This window comes from Paenibacillus sp. MAEPY2, from assembly GCF_000499205.1.
Lineage (GTDB): Bacteria > Bacillota > Bacilli > Paenibacillales > Paenibacillaceae > Paenibacillus > Paenibacillus vandeheii.
Map to the genome: position 1 here is coordinate 65379 of NZ_AWUK01000006.1, position 22348 is coordinate 87726.

Below are 22348 nucleotides of genomic sequence, written 5' to 3' on the forward strand. Positions count from 1 at the left end.
CTGCTTCATTTATGCCGATTTGATCACCTGTAACGCATTCGTACGTGAGGCACTAATCGCCGGATAGATTCCCGAGAGCACTCCGATTAATACCGCAAACGCTATTCCAGCAGGCAGAGCTGACGTCTGAATGACCACTTGGAGAGGTGTGCTTGCCTCCATCGAGATTTGCCCTTGGAGCAGTCCGTTTACCCCCTGGATGGCTCCATAAGCGATGAAGACACCGACAATTCCGCCCAATACGCCAAGTACAGCGGCTTCTGTAATGAACATCTGCCGGATCTGCCACAGATTGGCTCCCAGCACCTTCATGACACCGATCTGTTTGCGTCGCTGATGCGTGGACATGATCATCGCAACAATAATGGACAGCGAAGCCAGCAGCATGACGAATATTCCAATGCCCATAGCTGCCTTCTGGTACATGCCGAGCTGTTCCTTCATCGCCTGCTCCTGATACAGATTGCTGTCTGTCATCAGCGTCAGCTTCTGAATCTGCTCCTGCACCTGTGCCACATACTTCTTGTCCTCCACCTTCACGAGCGCCGAGTTCAATCGTCCTGCCGCCGCGGCCTGTGCCTGACTGCTCTGGAACTGTTCGGCGAGCATTCGGGCGGTTTCGAGGGAAACATAAACCTTTTTGTCATACATGGCATTATTCTCACTCATGCCGCCAGGAACTTTCAGCACCCCTGTCACTCGCAAAGGCGAGCTTGTTTTGACTTTGGACGCATCATTCATGTCCTGATATTTAAGATTAAACTGTGCCTGAAACAGCTCGGTTTGGGTAGACATCAACGCCATGTATTGCTGTAGAAACTCGTCATTAAACGAATCCTCCATGAGCTTGGCATTCAGTTCACGTATGACCTCGGCGTCCACAAGTCCGAAAGTTGCACCGTAATTCGCAATAGCGGCTCCGTTGATCCCCGATGCCCCGCCTTTGTCAAAACGGTAGCCAAAACGGCTTAATGTCCCAAGCTCTGTACCGATGACTTCCACATTGGAGCTCTTGCCTTCCAGCGTTGCCATCTCCAGCATGTCCAGCTTCAGCATCGGAGCAACGGCGACGACATGCGGAAGACTGGCGATAATATCGATTTTTCGAGCTGTCAGTGCTCCGCGTTCAAAGGTAGACGTTTGCCCACTGCTCCCGCTCCCACCCGAGTTGATGCCTTCATTCGGAGATACCGTAATCTCATCCATTTTGTAATTCTCGTTTAACGTTTTCTCACCATAGACCTGTACCGACTGCCCCACACTTAATGCGATAATCATGGCGGCACATCCGATGGACAGACCGATCATGCACAGTAAGGTAACCACCTTCCTGCGTACAATCTGTCCCCATGACATTCGCAACACATCCAGAATTCTCACAACCGCTCTCCTTGCTCTACTGCCTTGGACTGGCCACTCTTCACCAAGCATCCGTCCTGCAATGTAATGACAACCTGCATTTGCTCCGCAACTTCCGCCTCATGCGTAACAATGACAAATGTCGTATCCATCTCCCGATTCAGCTGTTGCAAAATGGAAATGATCTCTTCCTCCGTGCGCGTATCCAAATTCCCGGTAGGCTCGTCTGCAAATATGACGGACGGCTCCGTAATAAGTGAACGTGCAATGCTGACGCGCTGCTGCTGTCCTCCCGATAGCTGGGAAGGGAATAATTCGGACTTGCCGACAAGGCCTACCTGTTCCAACAGGTGCATCGCCTTTTGTTTACGTCGTGATGGGCGAATGCCCTGAAATACGAGCGGCAGCTCCACATTTTCCCGAATCGTCAGGTTCGCCAGCAGCTCATACGCCTGAAAAATAAAGCCAATATGTGTCCGGCGGAATTCAGCCAACCGGTTCTCACTCATACGCACAATATCCTGATCCGCAATGAGGATCTTGCCAGTGTCCGGCTTCATCAGACCTGCCATTAAGTGCAGTAACGTCGATTTGCCTGAACCGGAGCTTCCCAGCAGTGCAACCATCTCGCCCTTGCCCACGGATATGTTAATGTCCTGCAATACGGGAACGATCCCTTGTGCATTGCGGAACGTGTGTGACACCTGTTCTACTCGCAGCATGAATCTGGCTTCCTCTCATCGATGTAATAGAGGTAATTATAGCCATCAGATGTATCGGTCCAATCTGGACTTGTATCCAATTTGTAAAATCATCCTTTTCACCATTGGATCGAGATGCGATTGAAATGCCCTCTTTGGATTTATGCAAAATACTCGAATCACAAAAAGGACCTATGGGTTGAGTCCTTGCGCAGCGACTTCATTCCATAAGACCCTAATGTCTGAGCGTTCCATATTTACGGTTTTACCAAGCTCTGAAGCTAAATCGGTATAACTCGCTTTTTTCCATGGAGCTCCCAACAACAAAGAGATTGCTGTCATTCCATTTCAACTTGATAAAGTAATCGATATTCCGGTAGATAATCGTATCGGACCCCAGCTTGCGATCATTCAGATAGGCAATGTGCACCTCATTCTTCTGTCCTTCAAGTGTCAGAAAATAAGCAATGCGGGACTCCTCTTCATCCAGATCGAAGCTCCAGATGGGCCCTTTGACCAGCAGTTCAAACTTCTTGGTATCCGCTCGGTACCTGTACAATCCCTGTTCGTTATTCATCATACCTTGAATCAGCATATCCCCATTCTTCAATACTTTGAACTGCTGTATATCCTGGGCAGGGGGGTATGCGGTAATATCATTTTTGTCGTTAAGAGAGAAGCTATAAACTGCGTAATTTTCTTTCAGTTTGACCAGCACATACACCTTGGTCAGATCCCGACTGATCTCATACGAATCCAGCATGATTAGGGTATCATCCTGACTTGAAATGTTGCTTTTCTGTGCAACCATGGCAACTAACTCATCATAACTGTACAATTCGCGTTTCTTTCCTGTATTCAGATCCACCATGTTGAATACCAGGTCATCATATCCGATGTAGGATTCATCGCCAACAAAGACGCGTGAATAGGAGTTATCATTCTTCAACTTGTGATGTTCTCCAGTTTTCAAATCATATTTATAGGTTGTCTTCTGCGCCTGAGTCGATCGATACTGGGAATAGATCAGCTTGTTCTGATCCGGACTCAGAGTAATGCCATACTCTGTATTCGTAGCGATGTCTTTCAACCGATTATCATCCATATGCAGCTGTGAGAGCTTAATCCCGGTATAGGAACGATCCGGCCGATTCAATATCACCGTGTTGGGATCAGCTACCTCAAAATCATAGATGGCAAAGTCATTGGGCAGCTTGGTAGCCGACTCAATCTGAATCGTGCTGCTCGGCGGTGGGGTCAAGCTACTGTTGAACTGTTTATCCGGCAGAATAACGGTTCTGGGCTTCGCATGTCCAATGCTGAAGAGACTGCCAATTCCAAAGATGCCTCCGACAAATACAATTAGCAAACCGGATAACATAAGCATATCGCGATGTCTGCTCCAAAATCCTAGTTTCTTCATACGTCCCATTCCCCAGGCAGACTGATATTCACCTGTGTTCCCTTGTTCAATATACTCTTCATTTCCACTGTTCCCCCATGCTGCTCTACCGTGTTTTTCACAATGGACAAGCCCAGTCCTGCGCTTCCCCTCTCAGTCCTGTTCATCCCGTTATCCCGGTAAAAGGGTTCAAATACATGCTTCAAAGCTTCTTCCGGGATGCCTTCTCCTTCATCGCGAATCAGTATGGCTACCGAATCCCCCAGTCGAAACGATTGGACTTGAATGATGGAATTCACATTCCCGTATTTGACGGAGTTATCCAGTACATTCAGGAAGACTTCTTTGAGCTTGTTCCAATCTCCCTGAACATACAGCGTTTCTTCCAGCTCATAACGAATACCGATATTGTACTTGCCCGCCTTAATGGACATGTCTTCACAAGCTTCCCGAATAATATTCGATACATTCACCCGCTCAAAGCGATAGGTCTGAATCGGTGTGGACGATACAGTCACTTCCAGGATATCGGCAACCATGACGTTGAGGCGCTGGCTCTCATTGATAATATATTTTAACCCTTTCTCGAAGAATGCCTGATCCGTAAAGCCATTATCCCGCAAAATCTGGGCATACCCGAGTATCGTAGTCAGCGGTGTCTTTAATTCATGGGTCACATTGTCAAAAAAAACCTTGTTGCGTGCCTGCAAGTGCTTGACCTCATCCCGTTCTCTCTCAATCACATCAATCTGCTCCCTTACCCGATCAATCATGACCGTAAAGCTGGAAGCCAGCTCTCCAATCTCATCCTTCGTTGAGATGTGGATGTCTGCATTCAGGCTGCCTTGTGCAACTTCGGCTGAACGTTTCGTCAGCACACGAATGGGCTTCGTAATCTGGCGTGATATAAAGACAGAGCCAATGAAAACAAACACAAAAATGACGGCTGCAAAGCCCTTGATAGTGTTCTGAAAACGCAGATGCCGTTTGAACAGATCCGTATAATCCCTTTCCAGCTGGATGATGCCAAGAATGCTCCCCTCCGACAGCACAGGGAAAGACAGATTCCCTGTTACTCTGCCCTTATCCACCACTGTTGTATAAGCAATCTTTGACTTCATGGCAGCCTGTAGGTCAGAGGTTTTGGCAGCACCCGGCTTCGCCTCCGCACCCACGGTACTAAACGGTGTAGCATCAGATCGATAGACTATAACCTTGCCACCTACAGCGGAACCGATCTGTTCTGCGAGGTCACGATTCCCTGTTCCCAGGGAGTCCTCACTAATCCGTTTGTTATGAATCAGGAAGTATTGATTGAGCGCGATATCCAGATTTTTTTTGGATTGTACCATGTCCTCTTGCACTTCCCTGTACATGTTCTCCTCACCCACTTTATTCGAAATAATGAGCAAGGCCGAAAAACCGATAAATACGATGACCGAGAAGAGAACGACCATCTTAAACTGGATCGTCCACTTCATGTATGCACCTGAATATTCAGTTTGTACCCCACGCCGAAGACCGTCTCAATAAGTGAAATCCCCTGCTCCCCGCTATCCAGCTTCTTGCGGATGCGCTGAATATGAATGTCTACCGTCCGGGTATCTCCGGGAAAATCAAATCCCCACACTTTATCCAACAATTCAGACCTCGTATGTACCTTCCGGTGATGGTTGACCAGATACAGCAATAAGTCATACTCCTTATTGGTCAGTCCGGCGCGTTCCCCATCCTTCCAGACTTCACGCTCATCCTTGCGAATTTCAATGTGTCTGCCAAGCCGTACCACTTCATAGGACTGGTTCTCCAGCGTCTCGCTGATTAGATCAATCCGGCGGAAAATGGCCCGAATGCGTACAACCACCTCACGAATGTCGAATGGCTTGGTAATATAATCGTCCGCCCCCAGCTCCATGCCCAGCACCTTGTCCAGCATATCGGACTTCGCCGTAATCATAATCACGGGAATCTTGGAATTCACGGAAAGCTGTCTGCATACATCGAACCCGCTCATGTCCGGCAGCATCAGGTCGAGCAGGATCAAATCTGGTCTGGACTCCCTGAGTAAATCCAGTCCCTCTCTGCCTGTTGCCGCTTCTGTCATCTCAAATCCTTCCTTGCGCAAAGAATAGGATAGGATGTCGCGAATGGACTCTTCGTCCTCAATAATCAAAATTTGTTTCGGTCTCATGATGAATCTTAATCTCCCTGCTCTATGAATTTCATCTGCCTTATATTTTGTATCTCTGCTCCAGGATTGAACAGAGGTTCACGGGAAATGTTACAACTCGGATACAAGTCTGGCGTCTTTGGAAACATCATCCCGATATACTTGGAACATTGAGAACAAACCAGATCGGAAAAGGCCAGATCGGTATCCAAAGGGGAAAACATCACGTGAACAAAACAGCCATTCATGATGCTTATGTAAACTATAAATCAGAAGTGACACGGTATCTATCTCTGATCGTCAAAAATCAACAGGATGCAGAGGATCTCACGCAGGAGTGTTTCATTCGAATGATGAATGTAACGGCAGACATTCCGGAAGAACGCCTTCTCTATTATCTCAAAAGAATTGCCCGCAACCTCGCTATGGATACATTCCGCAAGCGAACCCGTACACTGAAGCGAGACAGTAAGTTGGAGTTGCAAACCTATCACTGTGATGCATCCGAGTTGGAAATCTCCGAAGGCGTTAACGACCTTGTGTCGATCATCAACAATATAGAGCATCGCAAAATTCTTGAATTACGTGTGGTTCACGGGTACAGCATCAAGGAAACCGCACAGCTCGTCAACCGCAGTGAAGGCATGATCAAATCCTCGGTATTCCATGCTGTTAATCGCATACGGGCCAAAGTCATCTCCTAAGAGATGGCTTTTTTCATCAGCAGAAGGGCCATAAAATCAACATATGATGTTAGAAAGTATCAAAATTTCTTATATCGAGCATGACAAAGGACTCATTTTTACAAAAGTCGAGTTCGTTTTTACAAATTGTTATGACTATGTGAGATTTTGGTGTGATAAGATATGGACGAACTCATGTAGTAACTATTATTTGGGAGGGATTTGGTTGGGTAAATTGACACGTATGCGAGGAGTATGGGTAAAATCACTCCTGGCATTGTCCATGGCATTGCCGCTTCAGATCGGATTATGGAACGGAGATGCATCGGTTCAGGCAGAATGGGCAACCGACCCTGCGCCGTTCATACAGGCGAAGGTTGTTAACGGAAATGCAGGCAAGAAAGTACTGTTCGACAATACTCATGCACAGACAGCCGGAGCGGCTGACTGGGTCATTGACGGAGGTTTCTCTGACTTCGGTAATGCACTCGCGAATGATGGATATTATGTTAAGGAACTGCGCAAGACGACTCCATTTACCTATGACGATCTGAAAGAATATAACGTGTTTGTCATCGCTGAACCCAATGTTCCCTTCAAAACGACAGAACAGGCAGCCATGAAAGAGTATGTAGAAAAAGGCGGCAGCATCTTCTTCATTGGAGATCACTACAATGCTGACCGTAACAAAAACCGCTGGGACGGTTCCGAAGCGTTTAACGGCTATCGTCGTGGTGCATTCGAAGATCCAGCCAAAGGCATGAGCACAGAGGAGCGTAACTCTGAGGCTATGCAAAATGTAAGCAGCACAGACTGGTTGTCCGATAATTTCGGTGTACGCTTCCGTTACAACGCATTAGGCGATATTAATGCCACTAACATAGTGCCTGCTGCACAGGCATTTGGCATTACGGAAGGTGTATCTGCTGTAGCCATGCATGCAGGGTCCACACTTGCAATCACTGATCCTACAAAGGCTAAAGGTATTGTATACCTGCCGAAAACAAATGCGGCTTGGCCCAATGCAGTTGACCAAGGCGTGTACAACGGTGGCGGCGTTGAGGAAGGTCCTTACGTAGCCGTATCCAAGCTCGGTGCTGGTAAAGCAGCATTTATCGGGGACTCCTCTCCTGTTGAAGATGCTTCACCGAAGTATCTGCGCGAAGAGACTGGCGCTCGCAAAACAACGTATGACGGCTTCAAAGAAGTTGATGACGGCAAATTGCTGGTAAATACAGTCAACTGGCTTGCTAATCAGGAAAATTACACTAGCCTGACCCAAGTGAACGGACTTCAACTGGATAATGCAACAGCATTGCTTCCAATTGAACAACCTGCTGCTACTACAGAACCACAGGCTGAACCTTGGGCTGCACCAGCTGCAGGCTACAAATGGTATGATCGTTCCACGTTCAAAGCAGGTTCTTATGGTGGACCAGCTTCAAGCGCGAACGCTTCTTACAGCTTCGTGAAGCAAGAAACCCTGCCTAATGCGGAGGATTTCCAAATCCGCGTAGTTGTAGAGAACATGCCTGCCAACACAACGGTTTCCGGTTACAGTGCAGGGATCTACCTGACAGGCGGAACACAAGTAGCTATGATTCAGAACGAAAGTGGCACATGGCCGACTTCGTACGGCTATAGCTCCAACTTTAGCGTTACTTCCGACAGCAAAGGTCGCGCAATCAAGGACCTGAATGTCCGCATTAAATCAGGTACTACGGGCGCTGCCAGCCTGCGTCTGCGTCTGAACGGCAGCAACCTGATTACCAATGCAGTTACAGTCGGCAATGTTCCGGCTGAGCAGCTTCCGGAAGAGGAAGGTCCAATCCCGGCAACGATCAGCATTGCTGATGCACGTACCAAAGCAGCTGGTTCAACCGTTACGGTTGAGGGTGTAGTCACAACAGAGCCCGGTGCATTTGGTGGACAATCCTTCTATCTTCAAGACACAACTGGCGGCCTTTATGTTTTCCAAAGTACTGGCGGCTTCCATGCAGGAGATGTGGTTAAAGTAACCGCAGCAACGGCGCTGTACAACAGCGAATTCGAGCTTACAGATATCGTAGCAATTGAGAAAACAGGTACAGCTTCCATCCCTGCTGCCGTTGAGGTTCCAGCAGTAACGGCTGCAAACCAAGGTCAACTCGTTCAATTGAAAGAAGTAACTGTTCAAAATATCATTAGTGCAACACCTGTAGGTTCCTTTGAATTTGACGCGGTTGCAGCGGACGGAACTAGCACGCATGTCCGTGTGGATACACGCACAGGTGTAACGCAAACGTCCTTCCCTTATGCGGCAGGCGATAAAATCAGCGTGACCGGTGTTGCCGCTATTTTCAAAGACGTATTCCAACTAAAACCTAGAAGCTTGAACGATTTTGTAAAAGTTGAGGAAGGCGGCGGAGAAGAACCTTCTACGCCAGCTGTTGGCGCACCGGGTAAACCTGCGCTTACCTCCAACAATGGGTATAGCAACGGTCTGTCTGAAGGATCGTATACTATCAGCATGAATCTCTGGTGGGGTAACAATGGCACAAGCTATAAGCTGTATGAAAATGGCGTGCTGATTGACACACAAAAGCTGACAGATGCTTCCCCGATGGCACAATCAGCCCAAACAACGATTTCTGGCAAAGCTAATGGTACCTATACCTATGTAGCCGAGCTGACGAACTCCAAGGGTACAACTAGCAGTGAAGTACTCACAGTAAAAATTGCAAATGCTGTCCCTGGCAAAGCTGTTCTCTCCCAAGACAACTGGGATGGGGACGGTAACTACAAAGTGACGATGAATCTGTGGTGGGGAACGAATGCAACAGAATACCGTCTCTATGAGAATGATCAACTGATTGATACCAAAACACTAAACGCAGTAACACCTAATGCACAAAGCGCCGTGACAGATGTATCCGGTCACGCGAATGGAACGTACACGTATCGTGCCGAGCTGATCAATGCTGCAGGTGTGACAAGCACTGAAACCATTACGGTTAAGGTTACCAAATCGGTATCTCTTCCAGCAGCAAGCTAAGTCTTAGTAAGGAATGCCTAACGTTTAACAAAGCATAAGAAAAACCGAAGCGAGATCGCCGGGATTCCAGGCAAGCTTGCTTCGGTTTTTTTCTGTTACTTTTCTCTTAAGATCAGTTTCTCTTCAAAGTTGTTACCATTAATATCTGTCCACTCAATGACAACTGCTTGGTCTTCATTTCTACTAACACTTGAACCTTGTGTTCGCATTATAGGAAAACTTATAGATTTCGAAGTTAAATCACTTTCCTGTCTAATTATGCTTCCTTCATTTATGTTAATTTTATATCCTTTAATATCTTCTAAATTATCTTTTTTATAAAACACAGTATATGCTCCATTTTCTGCTCTTTCATTTGTTACTGTAGTATCTAATTCGGCACTCCAATTTTCACTCTCTCCCATGAGATTAATTCTTGTCTGCAATTTTGAACAACCAGTAAGGGATATGGTAAAAAAGACTATTAAAATAAGTATAGACACCCATAACACGTTATTATTTTTTCTCATAATCTCCCTCCATTACTACATTTATAACTATACAGTATCATAATATGAGCCTGATTCTAAACAGTAATTTCATTTACGCTCATATATTTACATATAAGATTATGAAATAAATACAAAAAGCAGCACCTGCTATTGCATGGGCTGCTCTTCCGATAGATCAACAATGGATTGAAACTTTTCCATCAAGTCTTTTATAATATTCGTTTTTATTAGCAAGCAAACTTTACTCTTTTCTTCTTTATACCAGCTTCTTGCGAATATATCCCGAGATCAGATCAATGATCGTAATCATCACGATAATACCCAGCAGGATAATCCCTACTCGCGGCCAGTTCCGTGTGCTGAGTGCGAAGATCAGTGGTGTACCAATCCCCCCTGCCCCAATTACCCCCAGAATGGTTGCAGAGCGTACATTAATCTCGAACCGATACAATGTGTAGTTAAGGAATCCAGGCAAAACCTGTGGCAGTACAGCAAACCACAGCTGCTGCATACGAGTCGCCCCGGAAGCGAGTAACGCTTCAGAAGGACCATAATCAATATTTTCCACTTCGTCAGCGAATAGCTTACCAAGCATCCCGATGGAATGCAGTCCAAGTGCAAGTACACCCGCAAAAGAACCTGGTCCTACCGCTTTGATGAACAGCAAAGCCATGATGATCTCAGGAAAGGTCCGAATGAAGCTCAGAACCATTTTGCCCGTACCCGATACAGGACGGTAGCTGCTCATATTCCGAGCAGACCAGAAAGCAAAAGGAATACACAGTACGGCGGAAATGACGGTACCCAGCACCGAGATCGCCAGTGTATCCAGCAATCCTCGCAGCAAATCCTCTCCCTCAGGCAGATAGACAAAGTCCCAATCCGGGGAGAAAATCCCGGCGACAATCGCCTTCATGATCTGACCTGCGGTTTCCTTGAAACCGGTAAACGGTATACCAGCAAGTGCCCAAGCGTACACAAGTATAAGCAAGATTACAATGACCCAGCGAAGCGGGTTCTTCCGTGGTTTGCGCCGGATTACGCTCGTTTCATTTTTCATCATAACAATTTCTCCCGCAGCTTAGTACTTACATAATCAATGATCAGAACAATGACAAGGGTAAACAGAATGATTACACTCGTTTTGTCATATTCCAGGAATCCAAGAGTTGCTTCATAATACAGTCCGATACCCCCTGCACCGACTAATCCGAGAATCGCAGCGGCACGCACATTAATCTCAAAGGCATACAGCACATAAGAAGTAAACTGGGCAGCCAGTTGTGGCACCACACCATAAATAATCAGTTGAATCCGGTTCATGCCGACAGCGGTCATCGCTTCAAGCGGTCCCTGATCAATCGTTTCCAGCGTTTCGTAAGTCAGCTTGGCAATCAGTCCCACCGAGAAGACAGCAAGTGCTAAGATACCAGGAATCGGTCCCAGTCCAAACACGGCAACAAACAGCGCAGCCAGCAAAAGGTCAGGCACAGTACGAATAAGGTTCAATACAAAACGGGCCGGATAGTAGATCCAGCGGCTGGGCATCAAATTACCTGCACAGATGATGGATACCGGAATCGCGATGATCGCACCGATTGTTGTTCCGATCAGTGCCATTCGAATGGTCTCCAGCATGCCCTGAACGATATTATCAAAGTATGTCCACCGCGGAGGAAACATCTCCTTCAGCAGGTCCAGCATGTTCGGGAAACCTTCAATCAGTTCGCTGAAGCTGGCATCGGTCTGTTTGGCACTTGCCCACAGCAACAACAAGATGATGACCAAGGTGAGCAAATGTTTGGTGCGCCCCGGTGGTTTGGGACGGTGGATAGTCGAACCTGAGCCTGCGCCAGGACGCTTGCCCTTCCCTGATTCGTTCTGTAATGATCCATCTATCGATACGTTTACGGGTTGCTTCATACCAGAACTTCTCCCCGCTGTTCCTGTACAGCCTGTTTATCCAGCAGCTCATCTGCCAGAATAGGTCTGCCATAAATTTCTGCAAAACGCTCATCCGTTGCCTCAGATACCGGACCATCAAACACCACTTCGCCTGCACGCAATCCCACAATACGGGTAGCATACTCTCTGGCCAAGTCAATAAAGTGAAGGTTAACGATGGTTGTAATGCCGAGATCCTGGTTGATGCGTTTCAGATCATCCATAACCTGTTTCGTTGTCAGCGGATCGAGTGAAGCGACAGGCTCGTCTGCCAGAATGATTTTTGCTTCCTGTGCAAGTACGCGAGCTATCGCTACACGTTGCTGTTGACCACCGGACAATTGATCCGCGCGGGAATAGGCTTTTTCCGCGATATTCACTCGCTCCAGTGCTCCAAATGCAAGTTCGGTATCCTCTTTTGGAAAACGGCCCAAAATGGTACGCATGGTGGAATGATATCCCACACGTCCAGCAAGCACGTTGCGAAGCACACTCGAACGCTTCACGAGATTGAAGCTCTGGAAGATCATACCGATATCCCGGCGAATCATGCGAAGTGACTTGCCATGGGCTTTCGTAATCGACTTGCCATTAATCAAAATCTCCCCTTCACTGATATCATGAAGTCGGTTAATGGAACGCAGAAGCGTCGATTTCCCCGCACCAGACAAACCTACTACGGCAATAAACTCTCCCTGTTTAAATTTCAGGTTAATATTATTCAGGCCCTTAGTGCCGTTAGCGTATGTTTTCGTTACATTGTGAAGCTCAATCATGGCAGTAGTCCTTCTTTCATTAATATGGTATTTCGCAGGTTCACGCTGTAATGGGACAAGCCAGCGCAGCGTATGTCACGCTGAACTGGCCTGTCCGCAAATACGATGAAGTTATCCAATGAAAAGATAAGCAATGCAATCATTAACTATCTTTCTTTTAACAGAAAACTACTCGGTTTTTACTTTCTCGTTGTATTGACGAACGATATCAAACTTGCTGTCATCTGATTCTACATAACCTTCGTGTGTGTAGATTTCTTTGATGATTTCGTGACCTTGTGGATCTTTACCGATGTCGATAAATGCTTGTTTAATTTTTGCTGTCCAATCTGCATTCATGTCTGTACGTACTGCGATTGTATCGTTAGGAATCGGCTCAGTGAACGCAAGTACACGAGTATCTTCAAATACAGTCGGGTAGTCTTTCGCTACAGTGTTACGAGCATCTTGGAAAATCGCTGCGGCATCAACATCACCATTCAATACTGCCAATACGCCTTGGTCATGGCCTTTAACCGTGATTGGCTGTACATCTTTCAAAGGATCAAGACCTCTGTCGAGCAACAATGCTGCCGGCCATACATAACCAGCAGAAGAAGTTACGTTTTGGTAGGCGATTTTTTTGCCTTTCAGGTCTTCAACGGATTGAATCGGTGAATCTTTCTTCACAATAATCATGGATTTATACGAATCTGCCAGTTGCTCGGTAGGAGCGCCAGTCTCATCATTTACACCAAAACGTTGTGCCTGAAGGATAACTTCAGCTGCGCCTTTTTCTTTGGCAAGTACATAAGCCGTCGGAGGCAGGAAACCTACGTCCACTTTATTGGAAGCCATTGCTTCAATAATTGTGTTGTAGTCTGTGGATACGCTGACCTTCACCGGGATACCCAATTTGTCACCCAGCAGTTTCTCGAGCGGTTTTGCTTTGGCTTCGAGTGTATCTGCATTTTGTGATGGAACGAATTGTACAGTCAGCTCAGTCGGCACGTAACCTTCAGCGGCTTTATCTGTCTCTGCCGTGTCGGTACTGGATGAATTCGAGCTCGTATCAGCCCCGTTAGCCGAACCTGTTGTACTACTGTTAGACCCACATGCACTTAGAAACAGAACCAAAATCAACAATGGTAAAAATAAAGCAGACTTCTTCAAGCGAACACCCTCCAAAGGATTTCTATTTTTCATTACTTGTCTATTATAGTCTTCGAATATTTGCGCGATGTGAAACGAAATTTGGAGTTTTGTAAAGTTTCCTGTCAGGCTGTCAGAGCGGCTTTGATCTGTTAGAATAGCCTCATTACAGTTGATGATACTAGTAGAATCAGTGAATTCCTTTGTACTCCGGCTGTGATTTGATATGTTTAAACTTATATATTTAGAGGAGATTGTAAAATGACATCCATAACAACTACGTCAAGCTTCGACATCATGGTAACCAGTGACCTGCATGGGGCCATTCGTCCCATACATTACAATACCAATGCCTATCGTCCAGCCGGACTTGCTTTGCTCGCTTCGCTGATCCGGCGTGAACGGGAGCGTTCACCCGAACTGCTGCTCGTGGATAACGGCGATCTGTTGCAGGGTTCTCCTTTGGCCTCGTATGCTGCGTCCTTTGTTTCAGATCACGAAGTGCATCCCTTCATTAATGTTCTGAATGAACTGGGTTATGAAGCTGCCGTGATGGGCAATCATGAATTCAATTACGGTCAGCAGTTGCTGCGTAAAGCAGTTGAAGACTCCCATTTCCCTTGGCTGTCCGCCAATATTGTTATGGAACATCAGGACGACACCATCATGAACCATTTAAATGAAGGGAAGCATGACGAAGAAACACGGCCCGTTGCACCCTCAGGTGCAGGCATACCCGCCTTCGGTCCTCCTTATCTGATCAAAACCTTGTCTTCAGGCGTCAAAATCGCTTTGCTGGGTGCAACGACCCACTATATCCCGAACTGGGAGCATCCCAAGAATATAGAAGGATTACATTTCCTTGATGCTTTGGAGACCATTCGCGCATGGGTTGGCTATATTCGTGAACATGAACAACCGGATTTGCTCGTGGTCAGTTATCATGGTGGTTTTGAGAGTGATCTGGAGACAGGCGAACCTACCGAGCGGTTAACCGGGGAAAATCAAGCGTACGCCATCTGCCGTGACATTGAAGGAATTGACGTTCTGCTCACCGGACATCAACACCGTCAGCTTACCGCAGACATTCATGGAGTGACTGTAATCCAGCCTGGATTTAGTGGGAACGGTGTGGGTCATGTATCCGTCCAGTTGGAGCAATTAGCGAATGGTAAGTGGTGGATTGCAGGCAAACAGGCTCGCTTGTTGCTTTTGGATGAAAAAAGTGACGTTCAGCCTGATGCGGCTGTTATGAAACTGACAGACGAGCTGGAAGCAAAAGCACAGGCATGGCTGGACCAGCCGATTGGCGAGGTAGCGGGAGACTTGTCCATCGCAGATCCTGCTGCACTGCGGCTCGCGGCACATCCCTTCATTGCTTTTGTACATCAGGTGCAGATGGAAGCGACGGGGGCCCAAATCTCCAATACCGCATTACTCAGCGAAGAAGCCCGTGGTTTCGGCTCCCTCATCACCGTTCGGGATGTGTTGTCCAATTTTATCTATCCCAACACACTAACGGTGCTGGAGCTTCGTGGTCAGGACATTCGGGATGCGTTGGAGCAAACGGCGCGTTACTTTGAAGTGGAGGCTTCGGGCGAAGTTATCGTCAATCCCGCGTACATGCAGCCGAAACCACAGCATTATAATTACGACATGTGGGCAGGCATCGAATATGAGCTGGATATCTCCAAACCTGCGGGAAGTCGTGTGGTGAAGCTGGAACGTGAGGGCATACCTGTAGCAATGGACGCGACGTATTCTGTAGTGATGAACAGTTATCGCGCAGCAGGTGGCGGTGATTATGCAATGTATCCTGGCAAAAAGGTACTTCACGAAGGCGCCACGGATATGGCGGCACTGGTGGAGGATTATATTCGCAGGCATCAACCACTGACCGTGGAGCAGGCGAATAACTGGCGGGTTGTTGGATAGTGCTGAGGTAATTTCTCTCATTGAAAGGGTAAATATGATTTCCTTAGAATAGTAAAATTAATTTTCTTCATCATTCCCCTCCCACATTATGTATGATTATAGTTAATCAATAGAAATGAAAAGAGCAGAACCCGTATCACAGGTTCTGCTCTTTCTACTACAATGAAACCAATGCCCCGCGCTCATCCGCCGAACGCATCTCGGCTTCAATTAACTCAAGTGTGCCCGTTGCGCTCTCCGGTGTACATACAGATACAGGCGTACCTGCTTGAACAGACTGGATAAAATATTTAAGCTGGTGATAATATCCCGAGTCGGGTGACAGCTCGGCAACGAAGCCGGGAGCATTATTCGGATTTACTTTCAGCTCACCATTCTCAAAGACCAGATTCCCCTGCTCCAAATTAACACGATACGTCATCGAGAAACCGTAATCTCCTTGCAGTGTCCAATCAGCTTGGGCATTCAGCACTTTTCCATCAGGATATATATAATTGGTGGACACCGTATCATAGCCACTTCCCGGAATGACGTTGCGAGCCAGCGTAGATACGTGATCCGGTTTACCAAACAGCCAGTGAATAATATCCGCATCATGGATGTGCATATCTAATATGCAGCCACCACTTTTCTCCCCATCCAGGAACCACTCTTGAGGCAAACCTGAACCCCGGAAGAAATAACCTGCGTTTACTGCTCCATACCGACCATCTTCTACAACAGATTTCAGGTAGCTATAGGCTGGCCAGAAGCGTAAACATTGACCAATCATCAGTGTTTTTCCGGTCGCTTTAGCGGTCTCTGCCATCTTCCAGCCTTCCGCCGAATGACGTGCAATCGGCTTCTCGCACAGCACATGCATGCCTTTCTCCAGCAAGGAACACGTTAGTTCAGCATGTAATGGGGTCGGCAGCGTAATATCAATGATATCCAGTTCCTCTTGCTCCAGCATTGCGTCGATGTTGTCGTACAGACGATAAGGTGTGAGATCATATACCTCTTGCTCTGTCGCCATATTGCCGGCTGCTTTACCGTTCTTCAGTTCCTCAATTCTCAGATCGCAGATGGCTACCAATTCCACGGGCTCCCCTTCGGAAGCGAGGCGCACATAGTTATCAAAATGCATACGTCCCATAAATCCAAAACCGATCAATCCCACTTTTAACATGTTTCTACCTCCCAAATAAAAGTTGTATTTGCATAAACAGTGTTAGCTGTATCTTCTATTCCTAAGAACGTCCAAGAATGGCATCCATCGCTTTGGATGTGTTGAATATGATCTGCTTCGAATGATGAGTGTACGCCGGAATCATCTCGCCCGTCACGTAGTTGTCGTATCCAATAGCCTGCAATGCCTCCATCACCGCCGGGTAATTCACATCTCCAGCCAGCAGGTCCACAAATCCGTGAAGTCCACCCGCTTGACGACGATAATCCTTGAAGTGCACCTTTTTGATCCGATGACCGAGAATGCGAACCCACTGCTCCGGGTATCCGTTCTGTACCACATTGCCCACATCAAAATACGAACCTATATAATTGGAGTTAAAAGAATCAATAAAGGTACGTAGCTCTAGCGGCGACACCAGAAATTTGTTCCATACGTTCTCAATGCCAATCGATACGCCGGCACGTTCCGCATATGGCAGCAAATGCGCTATAGCTTCTTGGGCCCGTTCGTAGGCAACTTCATAATCGGTTACTTCGCTGTCTGGAATAAAATCAACACCAACCGCACCCGGAATGACCAGAATGGTATCCACTCCAAAGGCCGAGGCAAGCTCCAGCTGTTTTTTACATACATCCAATGCTTTCGTACGGATCTCTGGACGAGCGCTCGTCATCGGGTAATCCCAGTACAATCCGGTGGCAAGTCCCGCGATCTCAAGTCCGGCTTCTTCGAGGCGCCCTTGAATATCACGAACCTCCTGATCCGTGGCAGACAGACTCAGTTCTCCTTCTCCATTAAGCGAAAGTTCAATTCCCTCAAAGCCAGCTTGCTTCGCCGTCTGAATACAATCCGCAATAGAGGCATCTCCTGGAAACGACCATATATTAATCCCTTTTTTCATCCGAATACCCTCCTTCAAAAATATACAAACCTGTTCTTCAGCAGTGCATGACTATCCCAATCGAAAATAACCAAATCGGGCAGGCAAATGAAAGTTTACAGCGCCCGTAGGCTGCCATGCCTGATATTCCCTTTCTCCTTGCACATTCTCGTCAATTCGGTAAGCGTTGACCCTCCAGCATACCCCTTTGGTTAGGGGAGACTTGAAGTTACTGGCGGGAATATGAATCAAATACACCCGATTGCCCTGGCGGTCCACTTCTACAGCCGTTTGCAAACCTTCCAGCTGCCAGGTTACATCGGCTTTCAATTCGGAACCATCGCCGTTATTGTGGATGAGTGCATCAAACACCACGTTGTGCGGACTGACCTCCAGTTCGATGTAGTTGCTGCCATCGCCCTGTTCATCAATGAACAGTTCAACTACATCCTGTTCGTACAGCGGCTGATCCCTTTCCGTAAAATCAGATACGACGTGATCATCCTGGCATACAAAGCGAATATGCAAATATTCCGGGCTCCATCCAAAACGGACTTCCGTGGATTGATGCGGTGGTCTGCCTGTTACGGTGTCGACCAGTTTCAATGGAACACATCGCTCCCAATCCTCAGCCGAGGGGAATCCACTCTGTGCAACGGACCTAAGTGGTTCGCAGCAATAACTCATGCTCCGTTCCGTAGGGAGAGAGCGCATCGTCATCCTCTCCTTTTTTAGCTTAATCCGTGATGTTGTCTCTCTCGTAAGAACATGTGATAATACACATATTATAAATAATTTACGGGATCATTTATTTAGGAGATAAAGAGATTATTTGCACAATTCCGTTCAGTTTTAACTAGATATATTTTTGTCCAATCTCATAGAGAAAGGGATGGGATTTCATGTCTCTCCAACAAGTGATATATCCTCTGCAACGAACCGCCCATTACAAGGAATGGTCTCCCAACGTGCATTACGCTCAGTTTCAGAGCCTTCCTCCCGGGAAGCTGGCCAAGCGGCGTCTATATGATTTTGAACTTCTGTACGTCTCTCAAGGTGAAGCCGCAACTTATATGAACGATAAACAACATATTTTGAAGGCAGGTCAGCTCATCATGCTACCTGCCGGGGTCTATCACCAGAATGAAGTGGTCTCCAGCCCGGAAGCACGTTTTATTGGCATTCATTTTGATTTTTTCAACGAATTGACCATTCAGACCGAGGCAGACATGGTTGTGAACGAGGAGACGGTTCAGCATCATAAATTCGGAGTGGAAGCTTGCACAGAAGGCATGACGCCGCTATCTAACAACCCGGTGTATACCCCTTCTCCAGCTGCCGTACAGCTTATGGAGCAATTGGTTCATGAATTTACGATGCGCCCACCGGGATATGAACTGGTATGCAAAGCTCTGATGCTACAACTATTGACCCACCTGCTTCGTTCATCCTGGCGAAGTTCATCCCGTCATGATTCGGTGCACGGAGAGAAGCTGCTGGAACTCATGAAACGCATAGAGGTCGCCCCATCCGACCCGTGGACCAATTCGAGCATCGCCAAACAATTAAATCTGAGTGTGGATCACATGGCCAAATTGTTCAAACAGATGGCGGGCATGCCGCCCAACGAATATATTCAATCCATCCGCCTGAGCGAGGCACGCAAACTGCTGCGGGAAACAGATCATTCCATTGAGGCTGTGGGTATACAAAGCGGTTACCCGGATATTCATTATTTCAGCCGCATGTTCCGCAAATATGAGGGCATTTCACCACGGGAATACCGGAAATTGTCCAGAATGCTATAAAAAAGAGCAGCCTGCCAACCGGCAGGCTGCTCATACTTTTTGAACTAATGTTTCCCATTAGTTGAATGATGAAATATTCAAAAACCATATCCACTCCTCGTAAGCAATCATTAGCGTAATTCCCATGTGTTTAATGGGCTTGCACTATTGCTGGCAATCATACCAGAACTACTGCTTGACGAGGTTAAACAATGAATCACTATCGACCTCTCTACCGAGAGGGAGCCGAATGAACTCAAGACTATATGGGTTTTGGACTACACCAAAAAAAAATGTCACAAAACGACTACTTGAGATTGTTATATAGACGAAAAGCAAAGGAGGTGATCGCTTGGAAGAAGCGAGACCTAGTACCGCAGCTACAGAGGAAATAGAGATTGCTGTTGCATTGGTGAAGGCAGGAAATCATGAAGCTTATACCTCTATCATTCACAGATTTGAAAAGCCCATGTACATCTATTGCTATCATCTGCTCAAAAATAGGGAAGAAGCTCAAGATGCCGTTCAAGAGATTTTTATCAAAGCTTATCAGGATATTCACCGGTACCAGCCTACTGTTTCCTTCTCAGCATGGTTGTACAAGCTTGCCTATCATCACAGCCTCAACCTACTAAAGAAACAGCATCGAAGGTTAAGAATTATGGCACGCTTCAAGCAACAGGAGGAAACCCAGGAGCACATTCCAGAGCAGAAATCGGCTATAACTGAGCTGCTGACCTATCTCACTCCTGAGGAAAGACACATTCTGCTGCTGAAAGCAGTGGAGCAATACAATTTTGAAGAGATTGCCCAAATCATGGACGGTAAACCAGCAACCGTGCGAAAAAAATATCAACGCTTGCGCCAGAAGCTCATGGAACAAGCCACCAAACAACGAAGGGTAGGTGGATTATTTGCGCAATCAAACGAATGACAAGCAAATGGAGCATATTGAAGGCATAATCCGAGAAACCGAGACGCCACAGTTTAGTCTTAGTACACAAATTATGAATCGAATAGGAGAGAATTCCATGAATAAGACTACCAAACGAGGAAATATGCTTAAGAAAACATTGATCGCCGGCACTACTGCAGCAGCACTTGGACTAGGGATCATCAGTACCGGCTTTATCTCACCGGTAATGGCAGATGCGCTGGGCCAAATCCCTATGATCGGTAGTCTATTCCATAATAACGTGGATAACGGACTGAAGTCTGCTGCAGAGAATGGCCTTATTACCAAGCTTGACATAAGCGACGTCCATGAAGGCGTAACGTTGAGAGTTTCAGAGGTTTACCACGATGGAAGCAGCCTGTCGATTGCCCTTGAACGCGAAGGAGTAACCACGACAGAGGATCGGTTAATTGGCCCCTCGGAAAATAGGGAAAAAGGCCTGCTCGTGACCGAAGAGCTTATTGTCCTGGTTAACGGCGAACAAGTCCTACCAAGTAGCATAATGCCATTGATCAAATCCGATCATACTGTACAAAAGAATGCAGCGTTGCTGGAACTATCAACCGATAACGACGCGCTGCCGCTCCCGGATCAATTTGAATTAACTCTCCAGGTTAAACTGGCAGGGATCGATGATACTTATGAATTCCAAGTGCCTGTGAGCAAGGCAGTAGCACAATAACTTAGTACACAGCCCCTTCCGCTGAACAAACAGCAGAGGGGGTTTTTACTGCACGAATTGATTTATACTTAAACCTAGCAAATGCAACATAAAAAATTCTACTGATTTCAGCATCAATCGAATTGCCAAAAGCTATTCCCGCTTGCCATTGGAAGACTGGCGGAATATGCAGCGGTACGGAACGATCATTTTGACAGCCACTTCATATGGATGATCCAAATAATCGAGCAGCAGTTTAACCGCGAACATGCCCATCTCCAGCTTAGGCACATGGATTGTGGATAACGGCGGAGAGGTGAATTCGGATATTTCAATGTTATCCACACCAAAAAAGGCGATGTCCTCCGGGATGCGGAGTCCCTGTTCGGTTGCAGCCCGCATGGCCGCAATCGCCATCATGTCACTGGCTGCAAATATGGCTGTAGGTCTGTTCGCATTGTTGGTAAATGCCTGCTTGGTGAATTCGTAGCTTAGCGAAACATCCCATTTCACATCAATTACCCAGTCATTATCAATAGTCAACCCTGCGTCAGTCATTGCACGCCGATAACCAAGAAAACGTTTTTCCTCCAAAAAATCATTCTTGAATTCTGCCCCGCCAATATAGGCAATGATCCGATGGCCTTGAGCAATCAGATGATTCGTCGCCTCTCTGGCCGCCTCTTCCCGATCATAACCGACAACCGGAATGTCCGGGTCCGTAATATCTACACCCACAACAGTCCGCACATTGGCCTTGAGCCAGCGATAGGCTTCCGGATCAATTCGTTCCACGACAATCATACCGTCAATCCGGTGTTCCTTCACCAGAGACTGCAGCTGCACGATATCCCCGTCATTCTCAATGCTATATACAAATTCCAGCCGCATGCCCGCTTCGGCAAGCTGCTTCTCAATGCCTTCCATAATGACTGAAAAATAAGGACTGTTGTATTTGTTCTGCGGAATGGCGACCACACAACCAATGGCATAAGCCGTTTTAGGTTCAATCTTCTTTTTCTTGGCCGGACGCTGTGAGCGATAACCCAACTCCTCGGCCGTATCCCAGATCTTTTTGCGGGTTTCATCGCTGACCGATCGATTGACATCGTTCTTCATCACACGTGAAACGGTAGAGATCGATACACCAACGCGGTCTGCAATATCCTTCAATTTTGCCATGTGAAGTCCCCACCTTTCCTTTACCTATATATTTTAACCCCATTCATATTGGGGCAATTTTATCTCAGCTAACACAAATTTGCGGC

20 protein-coding genes are annotated in these 22348 nt (G+C 46.9%); 6 read left to right on the forward strand and 14 right to left on the reverse strand.

The features are described 5' to 3' along the window. Positions 1-9: 9 nt before the first annotated feature. The 5 genes from P364_RS0104020 to P364_RS0104040 all read right to left on the reverse strand — a co-directional run bounded on the left by P364_RS0104020 (position 10) and on the right by P364_RS0104040 (position 5653). Complete coding sequence (locus P364_RS0104020) at positions 10-1380, reverse strand: ABC transporter permease (RefSeq protein WP_024628871.1); 1371 nt, start codon at positions 1378-1380, stop codon at positions 10-12. Continuing rightward, positions 1377-2081, reverse strand: coding sequence for an ABC transporter ATP-binding protein (locus P364_RS0104025; RefSeq protein WP_024628872.1), 705 nt, complete (start codon positions 2079-2081; stop codon positions 1377-1379). Before P364_RS0104025 ends, P364_RS0104020 begins: the two co-directional genes overlap by 4 nt. 244 nt (positions 2082-2325) lie before the next feature. After that, positions 2326-3483 carry a hypothetical protein gene (locus tag P364_RS0104030; RefSeq protein WP_024628873.1) on the reverse strand — a complete coding sequence of 386 codons (1158 nt, stop codon included), beginning with the start codon at positions 3481-3483 and terminating at the stop codon, positions 2326-2328. Next, on the reverse strand, positions 3480-4943 hold the full coding sequence (locus P364_RS0104035) for a sensor histidine kinase (protein WP_024628874.1): 1464 nt from the start codon (positions 4941-4943) through the stop codon (positions 3480-3482). The genes P364_RS0104030 and P364_RS0104035 overlap by 4 nt, the downstream gene beginning before the upstream one ends. Further along, the gene (locus P364_RS0104040; RefSeq protein ID WP_024628875.1) at positions 4940-5653 is read right to left on the reverse strand and encodes a response regulator transcription factor; all 714 of its coding nucleotides are present in this window, start codon (positions 5651-5653) and stop codon (positions 4940-4942) included. The genes P364_RS0104035 and P364_RS0104040 overlap by 4 nt, the downstream gene beginning before the upstream one ends. A 206-nt stretch (positions 5654-5859) precedes the next feature. On the opposite strand from P364_RS0104040, the gene P364_RS0104045 reads away from it, so the two are divergent. Continuing rightward, positions 5860-6336 carry an RNA polymerase sigma factor gene (locus P364_RS0104045; protein ID WP_024628876.1) on the forward strand — a complete coding sequence of 159 codons (477 nt, stop codon included), beginning with the start codon at positions 5860-5862 and terminating at the stop codon, positions 6334-6336. Between the two features lie 205 nt (positions 6337-6541). Then, positions 6542-9349: a chitinase N-terminal domain-containing protein gene (locus P364_RS0104050; RefSeq protein WP_024628877.1), complete on the forward strand. Its 2808-nt coding sequence runs from the start codon at positions 6542-6544 to the stop codon at positions 9347-9349. 95 nt (positions 9350-9444) lie between these two features. Here the strand turns inward: P364_RS0104050 and P364_RS0104055 are convergent, their stop codons facing one another. The 5 genes from P364_RS0104055 to P364_RS0104075 form a co-directional block, all read right to left on the reverse strand. Next, positions 9445-9858 carry a hypothetical protein gene (locus P364_RS0104055; RefSeq protein ID WP_024628878.1) on the reverse strand — a complete coding sequence of 138 codons (414 nt, stop codon included), beginning with the start codon at positions 9856-9858 and terminating at the stop codon, positions 9445-9447. A gap of 238 nt (positions 9859-10096) precedes the next feature. Further along, complete coding sequence (gene phnE, locus P364_RS0104060) at positions 10097-10903, reverse strand: phosphonate ABC transporter, permease protein PhnE (protein WP_029880708.1); 807 nt, start codon at positions 10901-10903, stop codon at positions 10097-10099. Then, entirely contained in the window at positions 10900-11763 is an 864-nt protein-coding gene (phnE, locus tag P364_RS0104065; protein ID WP_024628880.1) for a phosphonate ABC transporter, permease protein PhnE, read from the reverse strand. Before phnE (P364_RS0104065) ends, phnE (P364_RS0104060) begins: the two co-directional genes overlap by 4 nt. Then, positions 11760-12560 carry a phosphonate ABC transporter ATP-binding protein gene (gene phnC / locus P364_RS0104070; protein WP_024628881.1) on the reverse strand — a complete coding sequence of 267 codons (801 nt, stop codon included), beginning with the start codon at positions 12558-12560 and terminating at the stop codon, positions 11760-11762. Before phnC ends, phnE (P364_RS0104065) begins: the two co-directional genes overlap by 4 nt. 168 nt (positions 12561-12728) lie before the next feature. Beyond that, positions 12729-13679, reverse strand: coding sequence for a phosphate/phosphite/phosphonate ABC transporter substrate-binding protein (locus tag P364_RS0104075; protein WP_373456210.1), 951 nt, complete (start codon positions 13677-13679; stop codon positions 12729-12731). 273 nt (positions 13680-13952) lie between these two features. On the opposite strand from P364_RS0104075, the gene P364_RS0104080 reads away from it, so the two are divergent. Further along, entirely contained in the window at positions 13953-15626 is a 1674-nt protein-coding gene (locus P364_RS0104080) for a bifunctional metallophosphatase/5'-nucleotidase (protein WP_024628883.1), read from the forward strand. A 157-nt stretch (positions 15627-15783) separates the two neighbouring features. Here P364_RS0104080 and P364_RS0104085 read toward each other — a convergent pair whose 3' ends face one another. The 3 genes from P364_RS0104085 to P364_RS0104095 all read right to left on the reverse strand — a co-directional run bounded on the left by P364_RS0104085 (position 15784) and on the right by P364_RS0104095 (position 18397). Continuing rightward, positions 15784-16794, reverse strand: a complete 1011-nt coding sequence (locus P364_RS0104085; RefSeq protein WP_024628884.1) for a Gfo/Idh/MocA family protein — start codon at positions 16792-16794, stop codon at positions 15784-15786. A 61-nt stretch (positions 16795-16855) separates the two neighbouring features. Then, positions 16856-17698 (reverse strand): sugar phosphate isomerase/epimerase family protein, encoded by an 843-nt coding sequence (locus P364_RS0104090; RefSeq protein ID WP_024628885.1) that lies wholly within the window; start codon positions 17696-17698, stop codon positions 16856-16858. Positions 17699-17749: 51 nt separating this feature from the next. Continuing rightward, entirely contained in the window at positions 17750-18397 is a 648-nt protein-coding gene (locus tag P364_RS0104095; RefSeq protein ID WP_328285946.1) for a carbohydrate-binding family 9-like protein, read from the reverse strand. A gap of 182 nt (positions 18398-18579) precedes the next feature. Between P364_RS0104095 and P364_RS0104100 the strand changes: the two genes are divergently transcribed. The 3 genes from P364_RS0104100 (at position 18580) to P364_RS0104110 (ending at position 21101) form a co-directional block, all read left to right on the forward strand. Continuing rightward, positions 18580-19485, forward strand: coding sequence for an AraC family transcriptional regulator (locus tag P364_RS0104100; RefSeq protein WP_024628887.1), 906 nt, complete (start codon positions 18580-18582; stop codon positions 19483-19485). A 331-nt stretch (positions 19486-19816) separates the two neighbouring features. Beyond that, positions 19817-20398 carry an RNA polymerase sigma factor gene (locus P364_RS0104105; protein WP_024628888.1) on the forward strand — a complete coding sequence of 194 codons (582 nt, stop codon included), beginning with the start codon at positions 19817-19819 and terminating at the stop codon, positions 20396-20398. A 97-nt stretch (positions 20399-20495) separates the two neighbouring features. Beyond that, entirely contained in the window at positions 20496-21101 is a 606-nt protein-coding gene (locus P364_RS0104110) for a DUF4179 domain-containing protein (protein ID WP_161634246.1), read from the forward strand. A gap of 132 nt (positions 21102-21233) precedes the next feature. Here P364_RS0104110 and P364_RS0104115 read toward each other — a convergent pair whose 3' ends face one another. After that, positions 21234-22262 carry a LacI family DNA-binding transcriptional regulator gene (locus P364_RS0104115; protein WP_024628890.1) on the reverse strand — a complete coding sequence of 343 codons (1029 nt, stop codon included), beginning with the start codon at positions 22260-22262 and terminating at the stop codon, positions 21234-21236. Positions 22263-22348 lie beyond the last annotated feature (86 nt).

Bases quoted from the DNA above. Each gene is read 5' to 3' on its own strand.
- P364_RS0104025 (WP_024628872.1), bottom strand. From the start codon at position 2,081: ATGCTGCGAGTAGAACAGGTGTCACACACGTTCCGCAATGCACAAGGG.
- P364_RS0104030 (WP_024628873.1), bottom strand. From the start codon at position 3,483: ATGAAGAAACTAGGATTTTGGAGCAGACATCGCGATATGCTTATGTTA.
- P364_RS0104035 (WP_024628874.1), bottom strand. From the start codon at position 4,943: ATGAAGTGGACGATCCAGTTTAAGATGGTCGTTCTCTTCTCGGTCATC.
- P364_RS0104040 (WP_024628875.1), bottom strand. From the start codon at position 5,653: ATGAGACCGAAACAAATTTTGATTATTGAGGACGAAGAGTCCATTCGC.
- P364_RS0104055 (WP_024628878.1), bottom strand. From the start codon at position 9,858: ATGAGAAAAAATAATAACGTGTTATGGGTGTCTATACTTATTTTAATA.
- phnE (WP_029880708.1), bottom strand. From the start codon at position 10,903: ATGATGAAAAATGAAACGAGCGTAATCCGGCGCAAACCACGGAAGAAC.
- phnE (WP_024628880.1), bottom strand. From the start codon at position 11,763: ATGAAGCAACCCGTAAACGTATCGATAGATGGATCATTACAGAACGAA.
- phnC (WP_024628881.1), bottom strand. From the start codon at position 12,560: ATGATTGAGCTTCACAATGTAACGAAAACATACGCTAACGGCACTAAG.
- P364_RS0104080 (WP_024628883.1), top strand. From the start codon at position 13,953: ATGACATCCATAACAACTACGTCAAGCTTCGACATCATGGTAACCAGT.
- P364_RS0104085 (WP_024628884.1), bottom strand. From the start codon at position 16,794: ATGTTAAAAGTGGGATTGATCGGTTTTGGATTTATGGGACGTATGCAT.
- P364_RS0104090 (WP_024628885.1), bottom strand. From the start codon at position 17,698: ATGAAAAAAGGGATTAATATATGGTCGTTTCCAGGAGATGCCTCTATT.
- P364_RS0104095 (WP_328285946.1), bottom strand. From the start codon at position 18,397: ATGACGATGCGCTCTCTCCCTACGGAACGGAGCATGAGTTATTGCTGC.
- P364_RS0104100 (WP_024628887.1), top strand. From the start codon at position 18,580: ATGTCTCTCCAACAAGTGATATATCCTCTGCAACGAACCGCCCATTAC.
- P364_RS0104110 (WP_161634246.1), top strand. From the start codon at position 20,496: ATGAATAAGACTACCAAACGAGGAAATATGCTTAAGAAAACATTGATC.
- P364_RS0104115 (WP_024628890.1), bottom strand. From the start codon at position 22,262: ATGGCAAAATTGAAGGATATTGCAGACCGCGTTGGTGTATCGATCTCT.